The organism is Brevibacterium yomogidense, assembly GCF_900163715.1.
GTDB lineage: Bacteria > Actinomycetota > Actinomycetes > Actinomycetales > Brevibacteriaceae > Brevibacterium > Brevibacterium yomogidense_A.
This window is the reverse complement of record NZ_FWFF01000003.1, coordinates 122,906-138,143: the sequence shown is the minus strand read 5'-3', so window position 1 is coordinate 138,143 and position 15,238 is coordinate 122,906. Positions and strand designations below refer to the sequence as shown.

Here is a 15,238-nt window from a genome sequence, read left to right as displayed (position 1 = left end):
GAACCGTCTGCTGGAGAGCAGACGGATGGGGACCCGACAGACGTTCTCAGTGACGGGCGGAACGACGTGGACCTGCAGGAGGGGTGTCACCGTCCGTCGTGCGGAGGAACCACTCATTGGCCTTCGGCAGCCAGAAGAACGCGACCATGAGGAGCGACAGGATGTTGGTCACGACGCTGCCCGCGCCCCCGGATTCGAGCCCGGCGGCCGTGAGGATGATCGAGTAGACGATGCTCGCAAGCGTGATGGCGGTGAGTGCGAGGCGTGCCCATTCCGCGCCTTCTCGGAGCTTGAGCGTCATGAAGAGCTGAACGACCATCATGACGAGCACGAACACCATGGTCGCGACGAAGAGCAGGACCATTCCCCAGCGGACACCGCCGAAGATGCCGACCATGCCGGTCGCGACGAGCGTGAACGGGTTGATGAGGACGCCGAATGCGATGACCGCGATGGAGAAGAACCACAGCACGATCGCCAGGACGGTTCCGACGAGCCAGACCCAGTAGCCGATCCGTGCGTCCATCGGCATATGTGCCGTCTGGAAGATGCTGCCGAAGCCCTGACGGAACGACGGCTTCGCTGCGGCGACGGTCTTCGGCCATGCAGTGGGCATGCGGAAGCGGTAGTCCGTGAAATCGAAGTACTCGTTCTTCGGTGCTGCGTTTGCAGTGCCCCCGGCGCCGGGAGACTGCTGGTACTGCTGCTGATGACCGTGGGGTGCCTGGCTGTACCCGGGCTGCTGGGTGGATCCGGGGTGCTGGGCATAGCCCGACTGCGGGTGGGTCTGCTCTTGCTGCGGCTGTCCGTATCCAGGGTGGGCGCTGTACGGGTACGGCTGACCGTTGCCCGGGTGCTGGGGCTGGGCATGGCCGTGAGGCGGCTGGGCCGGGGCCTGCTGGCCGTATGCGGGTGCCTGCGGCGGCAGAGTGCCGTGCTGCTGTGAATCGCCGGCGGAGGACGGATCGGTGGTCACGTTCGACTGCCTTCTGAGGTCGGAAGCATGGAGTGGCGACTGAGGTGCGAGAAGACGGGGCACCCCGGCGCCACCCAGGACGCTATCAGCGAACGTGCAACGCCCTTACAGGTGGGGTTTCAGGTGACCGTTTTCTGCTGGGCCGAATTCCCGTGCGGTGAGTCCACGCGTGCGGGTGGAGAGTTCTTCAGGATCGGCGAGCGGTGTATCGGAGACACCTGTGGCAGACAGCTTCCGCGCAGTGGGGAGGAACCGCGACTCGAAGGAGCCGACGAGTCGGTTGTAGTCCTCGACGCTCCTGTCCAGGCTCGAACCCATCCGTGTGAGGTGCTCTGTGAGCGTCACGACGCGGTTGTGGAGATCGCGGCCCAGATCCAGGATCTGATGAGCGCTGCGGCTCAGATCCGCCTGCTGCCAGTTGAGTGCGACGGTCTTGAGGAGCCCCAGCAGGGTCGACGGAGACGCGAGGACCACGCCTGCCGACAGGGCGTCGTCGATCAGCGAAGGATCTTCCTGGCCTGCTGCCGCGAGGAGTCCGTCGGAGGGGAGGAAGCACACGACGAAGCGAGGGGTGGGGGTGAACGCCTGCCAGTACGACTTCTTCGACAGTGCGGTGACGTGTCTCCTGACGGCGCGAGCCTGTGCGTCCGCGACTGCAGTGCCGTCCGCATCTGTCTCCAGGCCGCTGAGGGGGGCCTTCGCGTCGATCACGATGTGTGCTTCCCCCGGAAGATTGATGACCATGTCCGGTCGGATGCGCCCTGCGTCGGTGGTCGCAGTGACCTCCACGTTGAAATCGATGTGCTCCGTCATCCCTGAGAGCTCCACGATGCGTCGCAGCTGGACCTCGCCCCAATCGCCGCGGCTGCTGCCGGCCGACAACGCCGTGAGCAGGCCGTGCGTGGAGGTCTGGAGTCGTTGGTTCTGGAGCGCCAGCTGTCGCAGCTGTTCATCGAGCCCTGCCAAGCGTGCCGCCTGCTGCCGATCCTGGCCGGTCACGTGCTGGGAGAGGGAGCGGACGTCGGAGGTGAGGGGACCGACAGCGGCAGTGAGCTCACCGGCGACCTGGGCATCCGCCTCGAGCGCCTCCGTCCGTTCCGACAGGATCTGCGCAGTTGTTTCCGCGCGGACCAGCCGGTCCTGGGTCTGTGCGCGCGCACGCGTGCCGCCCAGCCACCAGCCGATGGCGATGCCGGCGGCGAGGACGAGCACAAGAGCCACGGAGAGGGTGATCGCTTCCATGGTGACCATGCAAGCACGAGGCACGGACATGACCGACTAGACTCTCCTCCTGTGGCTCTTACTATCGGAATCGTCGGACTGCCCAACGTCGGCAAGTCGACCATGTTCAATGCACTGACCAAGAATCAGGTTCTCGCCGCGAACTACCCGTTCGCGACGATCGAGCCGAACGTCGGCGTGGTCCCGCTGCCCGACCCCAGGCTGGGTCGGCTCGCGGAGATCTACGGGTCGGAGAAGATCCTCCCGGCGACCGTGAGCTTCGTGGACATCGCCGGCATCGTCCGCGGCGCCTCGGAGGGGGAGGGCCTGGGCAACCAGTTCCTCGCGAACATCCGTGAGGCCGAGGCAATCTGCCAGGTCATCCGGGCGTTCTCGGACGAGGACGTCGTGCACGTCGACGGCAAGATCTCGCCCTCGGACGACATCGACACGATCAACACAGAGCTTGTGCTCGCAGACCTCCAGACTCTCGAGAAGGCGCAGCCGCGCATCGAGAAGGAGGTCAAGCAGAAGAAGACGGATCCCGCCGTCCTCGAAGCGATGACCGCCGCGCAGGCGATTCTCGAAGAGGGCCGCACGCTCTTCCAGGCGATGGGCGACGGATTCGACGTCGAACCGCTGGATGATCTGCAGCTCATGACGACGAAGCCGTTCCTCTACGTCTTCAACGTCGATGACGACATCCTGGCCGACGACACGAAGAAGGACGAGCTGCGTGCGCTCGTCGCGCCGATCGAGGCGATCTTCCTCGACGCGAAGTTCGAGGCGGAGCTCGCTGAGCTGGACGAGGACGAGGCTGCGGAGATGCTCGAGATGAGCGGCCAGGACGAGGCCGGCCTGGACCAGCTCGCCCGGGTGGGCTTCGACACTCTGGGACTGCAGACGTACCTCACCGCCGGTCCGAAGGAGTCCCGCGCGTGGACGATCGGGAAGGGCTGGACTGCTCCGCAGGCTGCCGGTGTCATCCATACGGACTTCCAGAAGGGCTTCATCAAGGCCGAAGTCGTCTCGTTCAACGATCTGGATTCGCTGGGCTCGATGGCAGACGCGAAGGCTGCAGGCAAGGTCCGTATGGAGGGCAAGGACTACGTCATGGCGGATGGAGACGTGGTTGAATTTAGGTTTAACGTCTAAAAAAGCGACTCTGACCAGGGGTTTTATCTTCTCGGCTTCCGGTGAGGCTCGACGGACGAGTTCCGATCTACCATTAGTTGCTCAGCGTTTATGCCGCTGACCTGGGACTTTGCTCGGCCTCTGCGGAGCTCCCGCAGGGGCCGGCTCCCTTCCTTTGGGTGTGTGAGCGGAGCAGGCAGGCGGCCTCGGATGGCCTGTTCCGGGGGCAAGTTCGAGTTGTTCGGCGGGCGATTGCTCGGCACGAGCGCTGACTCAAAAATCGCCCTGACTCAAAAGGTGGTTGCCCGGGAGATCGGACTTCTTCGGCAGGCTGGCCATCCTTCAGAACGCAAACGGCGGAGGCCTCAGATGGACATCGGGCCACCAGCGGTTGCGGGCGAATGTACGAGACGCTCTCGACGGCGAGAGCGAGCCGTGACCCATAGTGGTCAGGTCGCACCGGCTTCAGTGACTCCTCAGGATGCGCCGCATGGAGCAGTTTGAGGAGTCTGTCATAGGTCATCGATAGCTTCGAGGTATGAAGACCATGGAGCAGGACCGGGTGGAGCGCTTTGAGCGCACGTTCTATGAGAGGGACATCGACTCGACCTACCTCGAGTTGTACCGCCGGGAGCAGGTCCTGCCCCGCGCCTTCGCCTACATCCACGCTGGCCTCGACGTCGAGTTCAAGCACATGAACTACAAGGCTCGTGGCGGTAGCAGCGGACACTTCAATGCTGACAACTCGAGGAACTTGCTAGATCTCATCGACCTCCTGACCGAAGCTCGCACGATGCTCAACAAGGCTGGTCACTCGCTGACCATGGACCCCAGGTACCAGCGGGTCATCGAGAACGCGCCGGCATGGCTCGTTGATAGTGGAGGGAGCCCCATCCCTGAAGGCTTCACTCCCGTCGAGGTCGAGAGCTACGCACCAGTTTTCAGCCTTGGCGACCAAGCCGTACCGGTGTCCGATTCTCGCATCGTGAAGCTGACGCCCATCGGCGAGGGTGCCTTCGCCTTGGTTCATCGGTTCACTGACCCGAACTACGGCATGACCCTGGCAAGGAAGAAGCTCAAACCCGGTTCTGATGATCGGGAGAAGGAACGCTTCCGGCGGGAGTTCGAGCTGATGAAAGAGCTTCAGTTCCCGTACGTCCTCGAGGTCTACAACTTCAAGGAGTCGGATTGGTCGTACACGATGGAGCACTGCGACACCTCGCTGGAGGACTACGTCGCGAAGCGAAACAACCAGTCAGGCTTCGGATCGACGACCCGCAAGAGGATCGCGCTGCAGTTCCTGTACGGCCTCAACTTCATCCACTCCAAGGGGCACTTTCACCGGGATCTGAGCACCAGGAACGTCCTGCTCCGCACCTTCGGCGGTTCAGCTGTGCTGGTCAAACTGTCCGACTTCGGTCTGGCCAAGCTCAAGGGATCCGAATTCACGATGACGGAGACCGAACTCAAGGGCACGAAGATCGATCCAGCTCTCGGTTCGTTCAAGGACTTCGCTGCTGTCCATGACGTATTCGCGGCTGGCTTCGTATTGCTCTATATCTTCACTGGGCGGAAAAATATGGGGCGGAGCAGCGCAAGTCCTATCGAGCAAATCATCCACAAGTGCATCGATTCTCAGCCTGACCGGCGCTACCAGTCGGTGATGGAGCTGATCGCCGACGTTGAGGCGCTGGACACGACCGTGACTGGCGAAGCTCCGGCGTAGCTTGCCCGCTGTAATGTGCCGACGCTGGCATTGGATCCTAGCCGTGGGTTTGTGGCTCATCCAATTTGAGGTGGGTTCAGCCCGCCTGCGATGAGGAGTATGTGTAGCCGGTAGTTGTCGCAGTTGCGGAAGCCGCGGGCGACGCGGCGATGCAGCACGATGGGCCTGTTGACGGCGTTGGTGCCGCCGCTATTGGACTGCACTGTGCTCAAGTACGACATGAACGCGGCCTTCCACTGGGTCAGGGTGTTCCCGAGTCGGCGGAACTCGGAGATCGGGCAGGTGGCGAACGATTCGAGCATACGTTCGGCGAACTTGCTGCCCTCGGTGAGGTCCTTGACGCGGTAGGCGTCGCGTAGCTGGTTGGCGCACGGCCAGGCGACTTCGACCTCGATGATCGCCTCAGCGAGTTCAAGGCCTGCTAGGTCAGTCATTGACTCTAGCGGCGCATCAGATGGTTCGTGCGGCCGCGGCAATTACAGGAAGCCTTGATCGCAACCGCTGATAGGAAGCCGGCAGTCTATTGGATGGAATCCTAGTAAAGGACTTAAGTAGGTATGTCTGATCCTTCAATGCATCCTTTTTGGCCAACAGGTTTTTCTCGGTCCTATCCACTCCGGTGAGGCCGGTCAGGTCAAACAGTCGTTCGCGCGTCGCTGGAACTGATACGAGGTCGACTTCCATTGAATACCGGAATGCAAAGAAGTTTACTCTCTGAAGCATGTCCATGGCGGCCCGGTGGTTGTGCACCAGAGCGTGGAGCAGGCTGCCTTGATCCTTGGGTGACGGAAAGAGTGTGGCGAGGAGGCTCCGCTGCTTCGCCTCTGATCGGTATAGAGGGTATCCCTTCGAGTCAAGACTCTTCTTCCGATCGTTATTATTGCGGTAGGGGACGAAGTAGTCTTTGTCGACGACGAACGCTGCTGGAATCGTCAACTCATGCAGTAAATAGTACATGTGTGGAATTGACGGGATTCCGTCGACGCAGAATATAGTCATCCCGCGCTCCTCGATCTCTACGCCCGCCTCGCGGAGCAGTTGGTCCACGACGTTGGAATCGATGGGGCTTTCGGTCACAATCACAAAATCGGCGAAGAGGAAGCTGGAGTTCTTGCGGCGATGAAACTTGTAGTAGCTCTCTCGATCAAGTCCGTGATCTTGGAAGAATGATGACGGGATCTGGCTGACTTCCGCCTCGAGTTCGCGGCTGGCGGACTTTACGCGTCTACACAGGACGACTTGCTCGTGCTCAAGCGTGTCGACAATGGTCGGAGAGTGCGTTGTAAACACAACCTGCAGGCCAAGGTCCCCCAGGACTCGCATGAGTTGTTGCTGTGCCTGAGGGTGAAGATTTTGCTCAGGCTCTTCGAACCCCAGAATGTAGTTGGTGTTCTCGAGTTCTGCGAGGTATGCGTAAAGGGCGAATACTGCCATGCTCTGAGTTCCACTCCCGCTATCCGCAAGTGGTATCAGCTGCCCTCCTTCTTTTACCGAGAGCCGCAAGTTTTGTAGCAGGAGTCGGTAATCGGGCGGCGTGGCGTACTCGAGCTGGAAGGAGAATGGTCCAGACATTGGCGCAATCTTGCCGAGATGTTTTTCTAGTCCGGAAAGCGAGCGCTTCTGGAGATCCGAAGCAACTCGGGCAATTTGCGGGCTTCTCCTATCGCGTTGATGGTTCGCGGCTACCCATTGCTCGACCGCCCTTTCGAGGAGCCCGCCGGACCCGTCGTGCGCCACTTCGTGATCGCGCCGAATGGGAATGAAGGCGAACGACAGGTGTTGTCGAAGAGTGTCGTGGAAATCGGAAGGCATCGCGGACCATTTCCCGCCGGCATAGCACTCCCACTTCTTTGCGGACCGGTACTTGAGTCTGGCTCGCACCTGGCCTACTGCGGGATCCGAGAGAGGCAACCCAGAATCCGCGAGCCCTTCGAGTGCGACCTCGATCACGGATTGTGAACCGCTGGTGTATTTGTGGCGACCCGACTGAAAGTCTGGCTCCTCGGCCGCGTAGTTAAAGAAAGCGTTAAGCGCCCTCAGGACGGTTGTTTTGCCTGACCCGTTTTGCCCCACTAGCGCTGTGGTGTCTCCAAGCTCAATGTCCGCTGACTTTATGGCGCGAAACCTGCTAATTTTAATCCGGGTGAGGCGGGCCTTTTTGGGTGACGGATTGCCTTCTGGCATGCGCATCCTTTCCTCGTGGAAGGTGCGGGTGGGCGACACTTTGGTTGACGAAAGTCGACTCCGCCGTCCCCGCGAGGGAGTGGGACTTGTCAACCATAGCTGCGTAGAGACGCAATCGGTCTGGAACGGCACGCTGCGAGGCGTCGACTGCTCTCGGGGGATCGTGTCCTCCGCATATGAGGGGCGAACTAGGGCAGGTCTCGTTCTGCCAGAGTGCGAGTGATCTCGTCCCACTGGGAGCTCGCGATCAATTGGCGGTGCCGGCGCAAGGCGGTCTGCCATGACCCGAACGTTGCTGGGAGCTCGCGCCACGTGATGCCAGTGCGGGTCTTGTAGAGAGCAGCGTCGACGATCGTGCGTATGTCAGTGCGTGGCCGCCCTCGGCGAGGGCCTTCTTCTGCCTGAACGATGTGCTTGATCCAGCTCCATTGCTCGTCTGTGAGTCGTTGATGGTCAGGCTGGAGGCCTTCGATGTCGCTGTTGTGGTCACCGTCGTTCGTCTGGTCATCGATTCTCATGGCTTTGACTACGCCGCGGATGACGACGCATGCGGTACATCGGACGGTGGGTTCAACGTAGAAAGGGGAGTGCCCGGCCAGAGTCTCGACGTGCTGACAGGTGAGTTCCACACGCCAGGTGGCGCTGCGGTCGATGCGCAATGAGGACGGGTGCAGGAGCTGTCGGAACTCATCGCGCTGTGTCGGCGAAAGTGGCGGGAACGGGCAGCACAGGTGGCAGTGCTCCACCCTGTTGTTCTCGAGACGCCAAACACCCATGTTGCATGCCTTGTGTTCTGCTCGGAACTCGGCATTGTTGGCGTCGATCAGCGCAAGGCTCTCTTTATCAGTACCCAGAGCTGGCTCACCGAGAAGGGCGCGCCCGCACGCGCGGCATGGTTCGCCTGCTGCATAGGCTTCGTACGTCAGCTGGGGGTCGTTGCCTGCCCGTTCCCTCCGCTTCGCCTCCTCTGCTTGGGCCCACGATTCGAAGAGCAGTGCCGTGCTGCGTGGTGTGTGCAGGACGCGGGGGAGAGCTGTCGAGCTCCCGTCGGGGATCTGCTGCGAATCGGGCATCGTCACGCTCTCCTTCGAGGTCTGATGCGGCCGCAGTGCGAGTCGTGCGAGACCCGTCGAACCGCAACTAGAAGCGATAACTTCCTGGAAGTCATGACTACCAGACCTGAGGCTGGATGTGTGACAGAACCGCTGAAGAAGGTGCTCGGAGCGCAGGTGCGCGATCTGCGCCTTGCGCGTCGGCTGTCGCAGGAAGGTCTTGCTGAAGAGCTCGGAGTGTCGACTCGGTACCTCGCTGGTATCGAGCGTGGGGAGCGGAACCTCACTCTGGATTCGGTGGATGCTCTCGCCGAGCAGCTCGAGGTCGAGGCTCAGTCCCTGATCGTTCGTCGATGACGGTCGGTGCTTGAGCCGCTCTTGCGTGGCGAGCGGGGTGGTGTTGCGCGGAGCCTGTCTGGGCAGACAAGGTTTCCCGCGAGCTGAGAGAATGCCAGTGGTGCCGTCTACCTTCAGTGTTGGGCGGCATCGCCAGTACCAGTCTCGTCGCCCCGCCGCTCGGCAGGTTGTCTAGTCACCAGTGAAGGATCCCCGTGCCACACAGCTCCATCAACCACTCTCGAATCGTGGCGCTCATCTGGAACATCGCTGACGATGTGCTCCGCGACCTCTATGTCCGAGGCAAGTACCGTGACGTGATCCTTCCCTTCACGGTCCTGCGTCGCCTGGACAGCGTCCTTGGCCCGACGCGCGACGCAGTGATGGCGATGAAGAAGATGCTGGATGAGGCGGGCGTTGCCGACCAGGATGCACCGCTGCGGGATGCGGCCAAGCAGGACTTCTACAACACGTCTGGATTCTCGATGCAGGACTTGCGCCACGTGTCGAACTCGACGCGCCTGCGGCAGAACTTCGAGGCGTACTTGGACGGATTCTCGCCCAACGTGCAGGAGATCATCGACAATTTCGAGTTCCGCAACCAGCTACCCCGGTTGACGAAGGCTGACGCGCTCGGTGCATTGATCGAGAAGTTCCTCGCGCCGGATCTTGATCTGTCCCCGGCCGGGATGGACAACCATGGGATGGGCACGGTCTTCGAAGAGCTTGTGCGCCGCTTCAATGAGGAGAACAACGAAGAGGCCGGCGAGCACTGGACGCCGCGCGACGCTGTCCGACTCATGACCCGGCTGATGTTCGAACCGATTGCTGGCGCGATCCCGTCGGGCACGTACCGCCTCTACGACGGCGCGATGGGCACCGGCGGCATGCTGACTGTTGCCGAGGAGACGCTGCATCACCTCACGGAGGCGTCCGGCAAGAAGGTCTCGACCCACTTGTACGGGCAAGAAATTAACGCCGAGACGTATGCAATCGCGAAGGCCGACCTGATCCTCAAAGGTGACGGCAAGGCTGCAGACAACATCGTCGGCGGCCCGGAGTACTCGACCCTCTCCAACGACGCGTTCGCGGGCCAGGAGTTCGACTTCATGCTCTCGAACCCGCCGTACGGCAAGAGTTGGAAGACCGACCAGGACCGCCTTGGCGGCGCGAAGAAGATCATCGACCCGCGCTTCGTGGTTACTCACGATGGCGACAGCGAGTACTCACTCGTCACGCGCAGCAGCGACGGCCAGCTGATGTTCCTCGCGAACCTGATCTCGAAGATGAAGCAGGAAACGGATCGGGGCTCCCGTATCGCATCGGTTCACAATGGCTCTTCGCTGTTCACCGGCGATGCCGGACAGGGCGAGAGCAACATCCGCCGGTGGATCATCGAGAACGACTGGCTTGAGGCGATCGTCGCATTGCCGCTCAAGATGTTCTACAACACCGGTATCGCGACCTACGTGTGGGTGCTTTCCAACCGCAAGGAAGAGCGCCGCAAAGGCAAGGTGCAGCTGATCGATGCCACAGGCTGGTCGACACCGCTGCGCAAGAACCTCGGCGAGAAGGGCGTGAAAGTCAGTGCGACCGACGCCGACAAGGTGCTCGAGGCCTTCGCGGCATTCGACCAGTACGACGTCACCGATCGCTCCAAGGTGTTCGACGGAGTCGACTTCGGCTACAAAAAGATCACCGTCGAGCGACCGCTGCGCATCGTCGGCGTGGATCCGAACCGCGTGTATACAGCGAAGGAAATCAAGCAGCTCAAGGAAGATGGAGTACGGGACGAAAGCGCGCCGCCCATCATCAAGAAGATTCTCCCGTATTCGGCTGTACCCGACTCGCTGCACGGACGGTACGAGTCGGTCATCGCTGGTCGCACCCGCGTTGTCGAGTACGAACCTGACACCGAGCTCCGCGACACCGAGCAGGTGCCGCTGACCGAGCCAACTGGCGACCACGCGAGTGGGATCGAAGCCTTCTTCCGACGTGAAGTCACGCCCTATGCACCGGATGCCTGGATCGACGAGTCGAAGACAAAGATCGGCTACGAGATCTCCTTCACCCGCCACTTCTACAAGCCTGCCCCGATGCGCACCCTCGCCGAGATCCAGGCTGACATCCGTACTCTTGAAGCCGAAACGGACGACTTGATCGGCGAAATTGCAGGTGAGGACTGATGTTTCGCGAGCTTCATAGATATGGCGAGACCCGCGCCACCAGGATCCCATGGGCTCCGGAAATCCCGCGTCACTGGCGAATGGAGCGCGCAAAAGCAGTAATGCGACCAATCGATGTGCGCTCGGTTTCCGGTGAGGAAGAATTGCTGACTGTCTCTTCGAAGCGTGGCGTCATTCCGCGGGCATCGGCGACTGTCAGCATGTTTAGGGCGGAGAGCTACATCGGGCACAAACTCTGCTGGCCCAACGACCTTGTAATCAATAGCCTGTGGGCGTGGGGGCGAGGCCTCGGCATTGCGCGACACCATGGCATTGTCAGTACGGCATACGGTGTGTACCGGCAGCGCAACCACGATCTAAATCCCTCATATCTGCATGAGTTAGTGCGTTCCGAACCATTCCAATGGGAGCTGCAAGTTCGATCTCAGGGTGTATGGAAATCTCGACTCCAGATTTCGGACGAACGTTGGCTTGATACGCCGCTGTTGGTGCCGCCGGTTGAGGAGCAGGCGGCGATCGTGAAGTACCTCGCCCACGCGAACGCCCGCATCGACAAGGCCATCGCTGCTAAGCGCCGCCTCATCGCTCTTCTCGAAGAACAGCAGCAAGCAATCGCTGAATCGTTGGTGCGAGGTGACGCTGAGCAAGATCAGACTTCCACTGGGCTCCCGTGGCTCAGCAGAGTTCCGGCGTCGTGGGAACTGCTTCGAGTCAAGAAGGTGCTTGTGGGAATGGAGCAAGGGTGGTCACCTCAGTGCGATGCGCAGCCCGCCGGCCCCGATGAGTGGGGCGTCTTGAAGGCCGGTTGTTCTAACCATGGACGCTTCCGCTCTGAGGAGAATAAGAAGCTCCCTGAAGGTCAAGAACCCAGGCCCAAACTCGAAGTTAAGCACGGCGATCTGCTCGTAAGTCGGGCAAACACTCGCGAATTGGTCGGTTCTGCCGCAGTGGCGTTGAATCCTCGAGAGAAACTTACCTTCTCGGATAAAACATTTCGACTTAAGGCCCGAGCCGACCGAGCTGACAACGAGTTCCTGGCTCTTGCGATGGGTTCAAGAAGTTCTCGTGATCAGATCGAGGCTGGTGCAGTCGGCGCGAGCCAGTCGATGCAGAACATTGGGCAAGGCGTTATTGCCAACCTCTGGATTGGATTGCCCCCAGTTGATGTACAGAAAGCGATCGTGGATGAGTTCCACAGACGATCGGCGGAGTTTGAAACGGTCGTTGGGAAGACGAGGCGAGAGATTGATCTCCTAAGTGAATTTCGCACGCGGCTCGTCGCCGACGTCGTGACGGGCCAGGTCGACGTCCGCGCTATTGCAGCGACGTTGCCGGACTCACCCGAGTCGTTCGACAACACGATCTCAGCAACCGACGATGATCTTGAGGAAGCACTGAGCGAAGGCGAGGAGTGAGCATGCAGCGACTCAACGAGGAGAGCTTGGAAACGCTCATCGTCACTCAGATGAGCGAGGGTGGCTGGGCTACGGGGGCACCCGGCAACTACGTCGCTTCCTACGCGATCGATCTGGAGCACTTCGCCGAGTTCATCGAGTCAACCCAGCCCGATCTCCTCTACTCGCTCGGGCTCGTATCGGAGACTCCCACGCGTCACAAGTTCCTCGCTCGGCTCCAGGGTGAGATCACGCGGCGGGGTGTTGTCCACGTCTTGCGCAACGGCATCGACCATCTCGGTCTGCACGTTGACCTGTACTACCCGACGCCCGCGGCTGGGAACCCGAAGGCGGCTGAGTATTTTGCCGCGAACCGATTCGTCATCACACGGCAGGTGCACCACAGCGTCAGCAATCCAGGTGACGCCGTCGACCTTGTGGCGTTCGTCAATGGTCTGCCCATCTTTACGTTCGAATTGAAGAACAACATCACGAACCAGACCGCGGAAGACGCGGTGCAGCAGTACCAGCGCGACCGCGATCCTCGTGAGCCGCTGTTCGCGTTCGGACGGACGATCGCGCACTTCGCGCTGGACGACCAGCGCGCACGATTCTGTACGGAGCTCAAGGGCGCTTCATCGTGGTTCCTTCCGTTCGATCAGGGGTTCAACGACGGAGCAGGTAACCCGCCAAACCCCGATGGGGTCATGACGGACTACCTGTGGCGGCGAGTGCTCGCGCCGCAGAGCCTCGCCGGGATCATCGAGAACTATGCGCAGATCGTGGTTGAAAAGAGCCAGAAGACTGGCAAGAAGGTCTCCAAGGCGATCTTCCCTCGGTATCACCAGCTCGATGTCGTGCGCCAACTCTTGTCCGATGTTGAGGCGAACGGTGCTGGTCGTCGCTATCTCATTCAACACTCGGCTGGAAGTGGCAAGTCAAACTCGATTGCCTGGCTGACTCACCAGCTCACCGAGGCCACACATGCTGGTCGGATCGCGTTCGACTCGATCATCGTCGTCACCGACCGCATCATCCTTGACAGCCAGCTCACGCAGACCATCAAGTCGTTCCTGCAGGTGGGGTCGACTGTGGTGCATGCCGACCGATCCGGAGATCTACGCCGTGCGATCACCGCAGGCAAGAAAATCATCGTTACCACGGTGCAGAAGTTCCCGTACATCCTGGATGACATCGGCGCGGACCATCGTGACCGTACGTTCGCGATAGTCATCGATGAGGCGCACTCGTCCCAGGGATCGAAGACTTCCGCGGCTGTTTCTCGTGCGCTTGCAGGTGTCGAAGCCGATGAGGAAGACACCGTCGAAGACCGGATCAACCGGATCATCGAGGGCAAGAAGCTGTTGACGAACGCGAGCTACTTCGCCTTCACCGCAACGCCGAAGAACAAGACGCTTGAGATGTTCGGCGAACCGGTGCCCAATGGCGAAGGTGGCACGAGCTTTCGGCCGTTCCACTCGTACACGATGAAGCAGGCGATTCAAGAGGGCTTCATCATCGATGTCCTCTCCAACTACACGCCGGTCGGCAGCTATTACAAGCTGATGAAGACTGTGGAGGACGATCCCGAGTTCGATGCGAAGCGCGCCTCGAAGAAGCTTCGTGCCTATGTCGAGGGAAATGAGCACGCCATTGCTCAGAAGACCGACATCATGGTCGAGCACTTCCTTGCCCAGGTGGTCGCGAAGCGGAAGATCGGCGGCCAAGCGCGGGCAATGGTCGTAACTTCGTCGATCGCACGGTGCATCGAGTACTTCCATGCGATTCGTGACGCGCTCGCAGCCCGCAAGAGCCCGTACAAGGCGGTCGTCGCATTCTCTGGTGAGCACGAGTACAAAGGGCTGAAAGTCACCGAGGCAAGCTTGAATGGCTTCCCCTCCAACGCGATCGCCGAACAGGTGAAGACCGACCCGAGCCGGATCCTCGTCGTCGCGAACAAGTTCCAGACCGGCTACGACGAGCCACTGCTGCACACGATGTACGTGGACAAGGCGTTGTCGGGTGTCCTGGCGGTGCAGACGCTGTCGCGGCTCAATCGGGCACATCCGGCGAAGCGCGACACCTTCGTTCTCGACTTTGCCAACGATGCTGAGGAGATCCAGCGCGCGTTTGAACCGTACTACCGCACGACCGTGCTGGCTGAAGAGACAGACGCCAACAAGTTGCATGACCTGGTCAACGACCTTGACGCATTCGGGATCTACACACCTGAGCAGGTCGAAGAATTTGTTAGCCGGTACCTGGCGGGCGAGAGGCGCGACCAGCTGGACCCGCTGCTGGACACCAGCGTCGCTGAGTACATCGAACTCCCTGAAGAAGATGACCAGGTGAAGTTCAAGGGTGATGCTAAAGCCTTCCTTCGCACGTACAACTTCCTCTCCACCGTCCTGCCCTACGGCAGCACGGAGTGGGAGAAGCGATCGATCTTCCTTGACCACCTGGTGCCCAAACTCCCGGCTCCCAAGGAGGAGGATCTCGCCGCCGGGATCCTCGAGAACATCGACTTGGAGTCGTATCGCGCTGAGAAGCTCAAGGCGATGAAGATCGTGCTCGACGACGAAGACGGCACCCTTGCACCGATCCCGGCTGCCGGCGGAGGACACCTCTCGGATCCGGAGCTCGAGAGGCTCTCGGCGATCGTCCGGAGTTTCAACGATCACTTCGGCAATATCGAGTGGAACGACGCCGATCGTGTGCAGCGGTTCATCACCGAAGAAATCCCGCGGCTGGTTTCCGAGGACGAGGCCTACAAGAATGCGCAGGCCAATGACGACCCGGTGAACGCCCGCGTCGAGAGTGACCGTGCCCTCAGCCAGGTCATGCTGCGCCTCATCTCAGATGACACGCAGCTCTTCAAGGAGTTTCAGGACAACAGCAGCTTTAAGCAATGGCTCGCTAGCGCGGTCTTCAATGCCACATACCGGAAGAGTGCTTGAGTGGTTCCGCGTTGAAAGTTAATCTACTCTGTACTGGCGGGCAGCAAACTTAGCCTGTCAAAGCTTGGTTTC

11 protein-coding genes are annotated in these 15,238 nt (G+C 60.6%); 6 read left to right on the top strand and 5 right to left on the bottom strand.

From position 1 onward, the window contains the following. Positions 1-46: 46 nt before the first annotated feature. Entirely contained in the window at positions 47-976 is a 930-nt protein-coding gene (locus FM105_RS14640; protein WP_179207047.1) for a hypothetical protein, read from the bottom strand. A gap of 105 nt (positions 977-1,081) precedes the next feature. Then, positions 1,082-2,218, bottom strand: a complete 1,137-nt coding sequence (locus FM105_RS03380) for a DNA recombination protein RmuC (RefSeq protein ID WP_087004953.1) — start codon at positions 2,216-2,218, stop codon at positions 1,082-1,084. Positions 2,219-2,269: 51 nt separating this feature from the next. Between FM105_RS03380 and ychF the strand changes: the two genes are divergently transcribed. After that, on the top strand, positions 2,270-3,352 hold the full coding sequence (ychF, locus tag FM105_RS03375) for a redox-regulated ATPase YchF (RefSeq protein ID WP_087004780.1): 1,083 nt from the start codon (positions 2,270-2,272) through the stop codon (positions 3,350-3,352). Positions 3,353-3,869: 517 nt separating this feature from the next. After that, on the top strand, positions 3,870-5,057 hold the full coding sequence (locus FM105_RS03370; protein WP_087004777.1) for a protein kinase domain-containing protein: 1,188 nt from the start codon (positions 3,870-3,872) through the stop codon (positions 5,055-5,057). 56 nt (positions 5,058-5,113) lie between these two features. Here FM105_RS03370 and FM105_RS03365 read toward each other — a convergent pair whose 3' ends face one another. The 3 genes from FM105_RS03365 to FM105_RS14895 form a co-directional block, all read right to left on the bottom strand. After that, on the bottom strand, positions 5,114-5,491 hold the full coding sequence (locus tag FM105_RS03365) for a transposase (RefSeq protein WP_087004774.1): 378 nt from the start codon (positions 5,489-5,491) through the stop codon (positions 5,114-5,116). Positions 5,492-5,507: 16 nt separating this feature from the next. After that, positions 5,508-7,241, bottom strand: a complete 1,734-nt coding sequence (locus FM105_RS03360; protein ID WP_179207046.1) for an ATP-dependent nuclease — start codon at positions 7,239-7,241, stop codon at positions 5,508-5,510. A 188-nt stretch (positions 7,242-7,429) separates the two neighbouring features. Continuing rightward, positions 7,430-8,314 carry a transposase gene (locus FM105_RS14895; RefSeq protein ID WP_256970206.1) on the bottom strand — a complete coding sequence of 295 codons (885 nt, stop codon included), beginning with the start codon at positions 8,312-8,314 and terminating at the stop codon, positions 7,430-7,432. 120 nt (positions 8,315-8,434) lie between these two features. On the opposite strand from FM105_RS14895, the gene FM105_RS03350 reads away from it, so the two are divergent. The 4 genes from FM105_RS03350 to FM105_RS03330 all read left to right on the top strand — a co-directional run bounded on the left by FM105_RS03350 (position 8,435) and on the right by FM105_RS03330 (position 15,166). Continuing rightward, entirely contained in the window at positions 8,435-8,650 is a 216-nt protein-coding gene (locus FM105_RS03350; RefSeq protein WP_087004771.1) for a helix-turn-helix domain-containing protein, read from the top strand. 227 nt (positions 8,651-8,877) lie between these two features. Beyond that, the gene (locus FM105_RS03345; protein ID WP_256970198.1) at positions 8,878-10,815 is read left to right on the top strand and encodes a type I restriction-modification system subunit M; all 1,938 of its coding nucleotides are present in this window, start codon (positions 8,878-8,880) and stop codon (positions 10,813-10,815) included. Further along, positions 10,815-12,230 carry a restriction endonuclease subunit S gene (locus tag FM105_RS14480; RefSeq protein WP_143275808.1) on the top strand — a complete coding sequence of 472 codons (1,416 nt, stop codon included), beginning with the start codon at positions 10,815-10,817 and terminating at the stop codon, positions 12,228-12,230. The genes FM105_RS03345 and FM105_RS14480 overlap by 1 nt, the downstream gene beginning before the upstream one ends. Positions 12,231-12,232: 2 nt before the next feature. Continuing rightward, positions 12,233-15,166, top strand: a complete 2,934-nt coding sequence (locus FM105_RS03330) for a type I restriction endonuclease subunit R (RefSeq protein ID WP_087004758.1) — start codon at positions 12,233-12,235, stop codon at positions 15,164-15,166. The last annotated feature ends 72 nt before the right edge of the window (positions 15,167-15,238 follow it).

Coding starts and splice junctions, on each gene's coding strand:
- FM105_RS03380 (WP_087004953.1), bottom strand. CDS start 2,218: ATGGAAGCGATCACCCTCTCCGTGGCTCTTGTGCTCGTCCTCGCCGCC.
- FM105_RS03370 (WP_087004777.1), top strand. CDS start 3,870: ATGAAGACCATGGAGCAGGACCGGGTGGAGCGCTTTGAGCGCACGTTC.
- FM105_RS03365 (WP_087004774.1), bottom strand. CDS start 5,491: ATGACTGACCTAGCAGGCCTTGAACTCGCTGAGGCGATCATCGAGGTC.
- FM105_RS03360 (WP_179207046.1), bottom strand. CDS start 7,241: ATGCCAGAAGGCAATCCGTCACCCAAAAAGGCCCGCCTCACCCGGATT.
- FM105_RS14895 (WP_256970206.1), bottom strand. CDS start 8,314: ATGCCCGATTCGCAGCAGATCCCCGACGGGAGCTCGACAGCTCTCCCC.
- FM105_RS14480 (WP_143275808.1), top strand. CDS start 10,815: ATGTTTCGCGAGCTTCATAGATATGGCGAGACCCGCGCCACCAGGATC.
- FM105_RS03330 (WP_087004758.1), top strand. CDS start 12,233: ATGCAGCGACTCAACGAGGAGAGCTTGGAAACGCTCATCGTCACTCAG.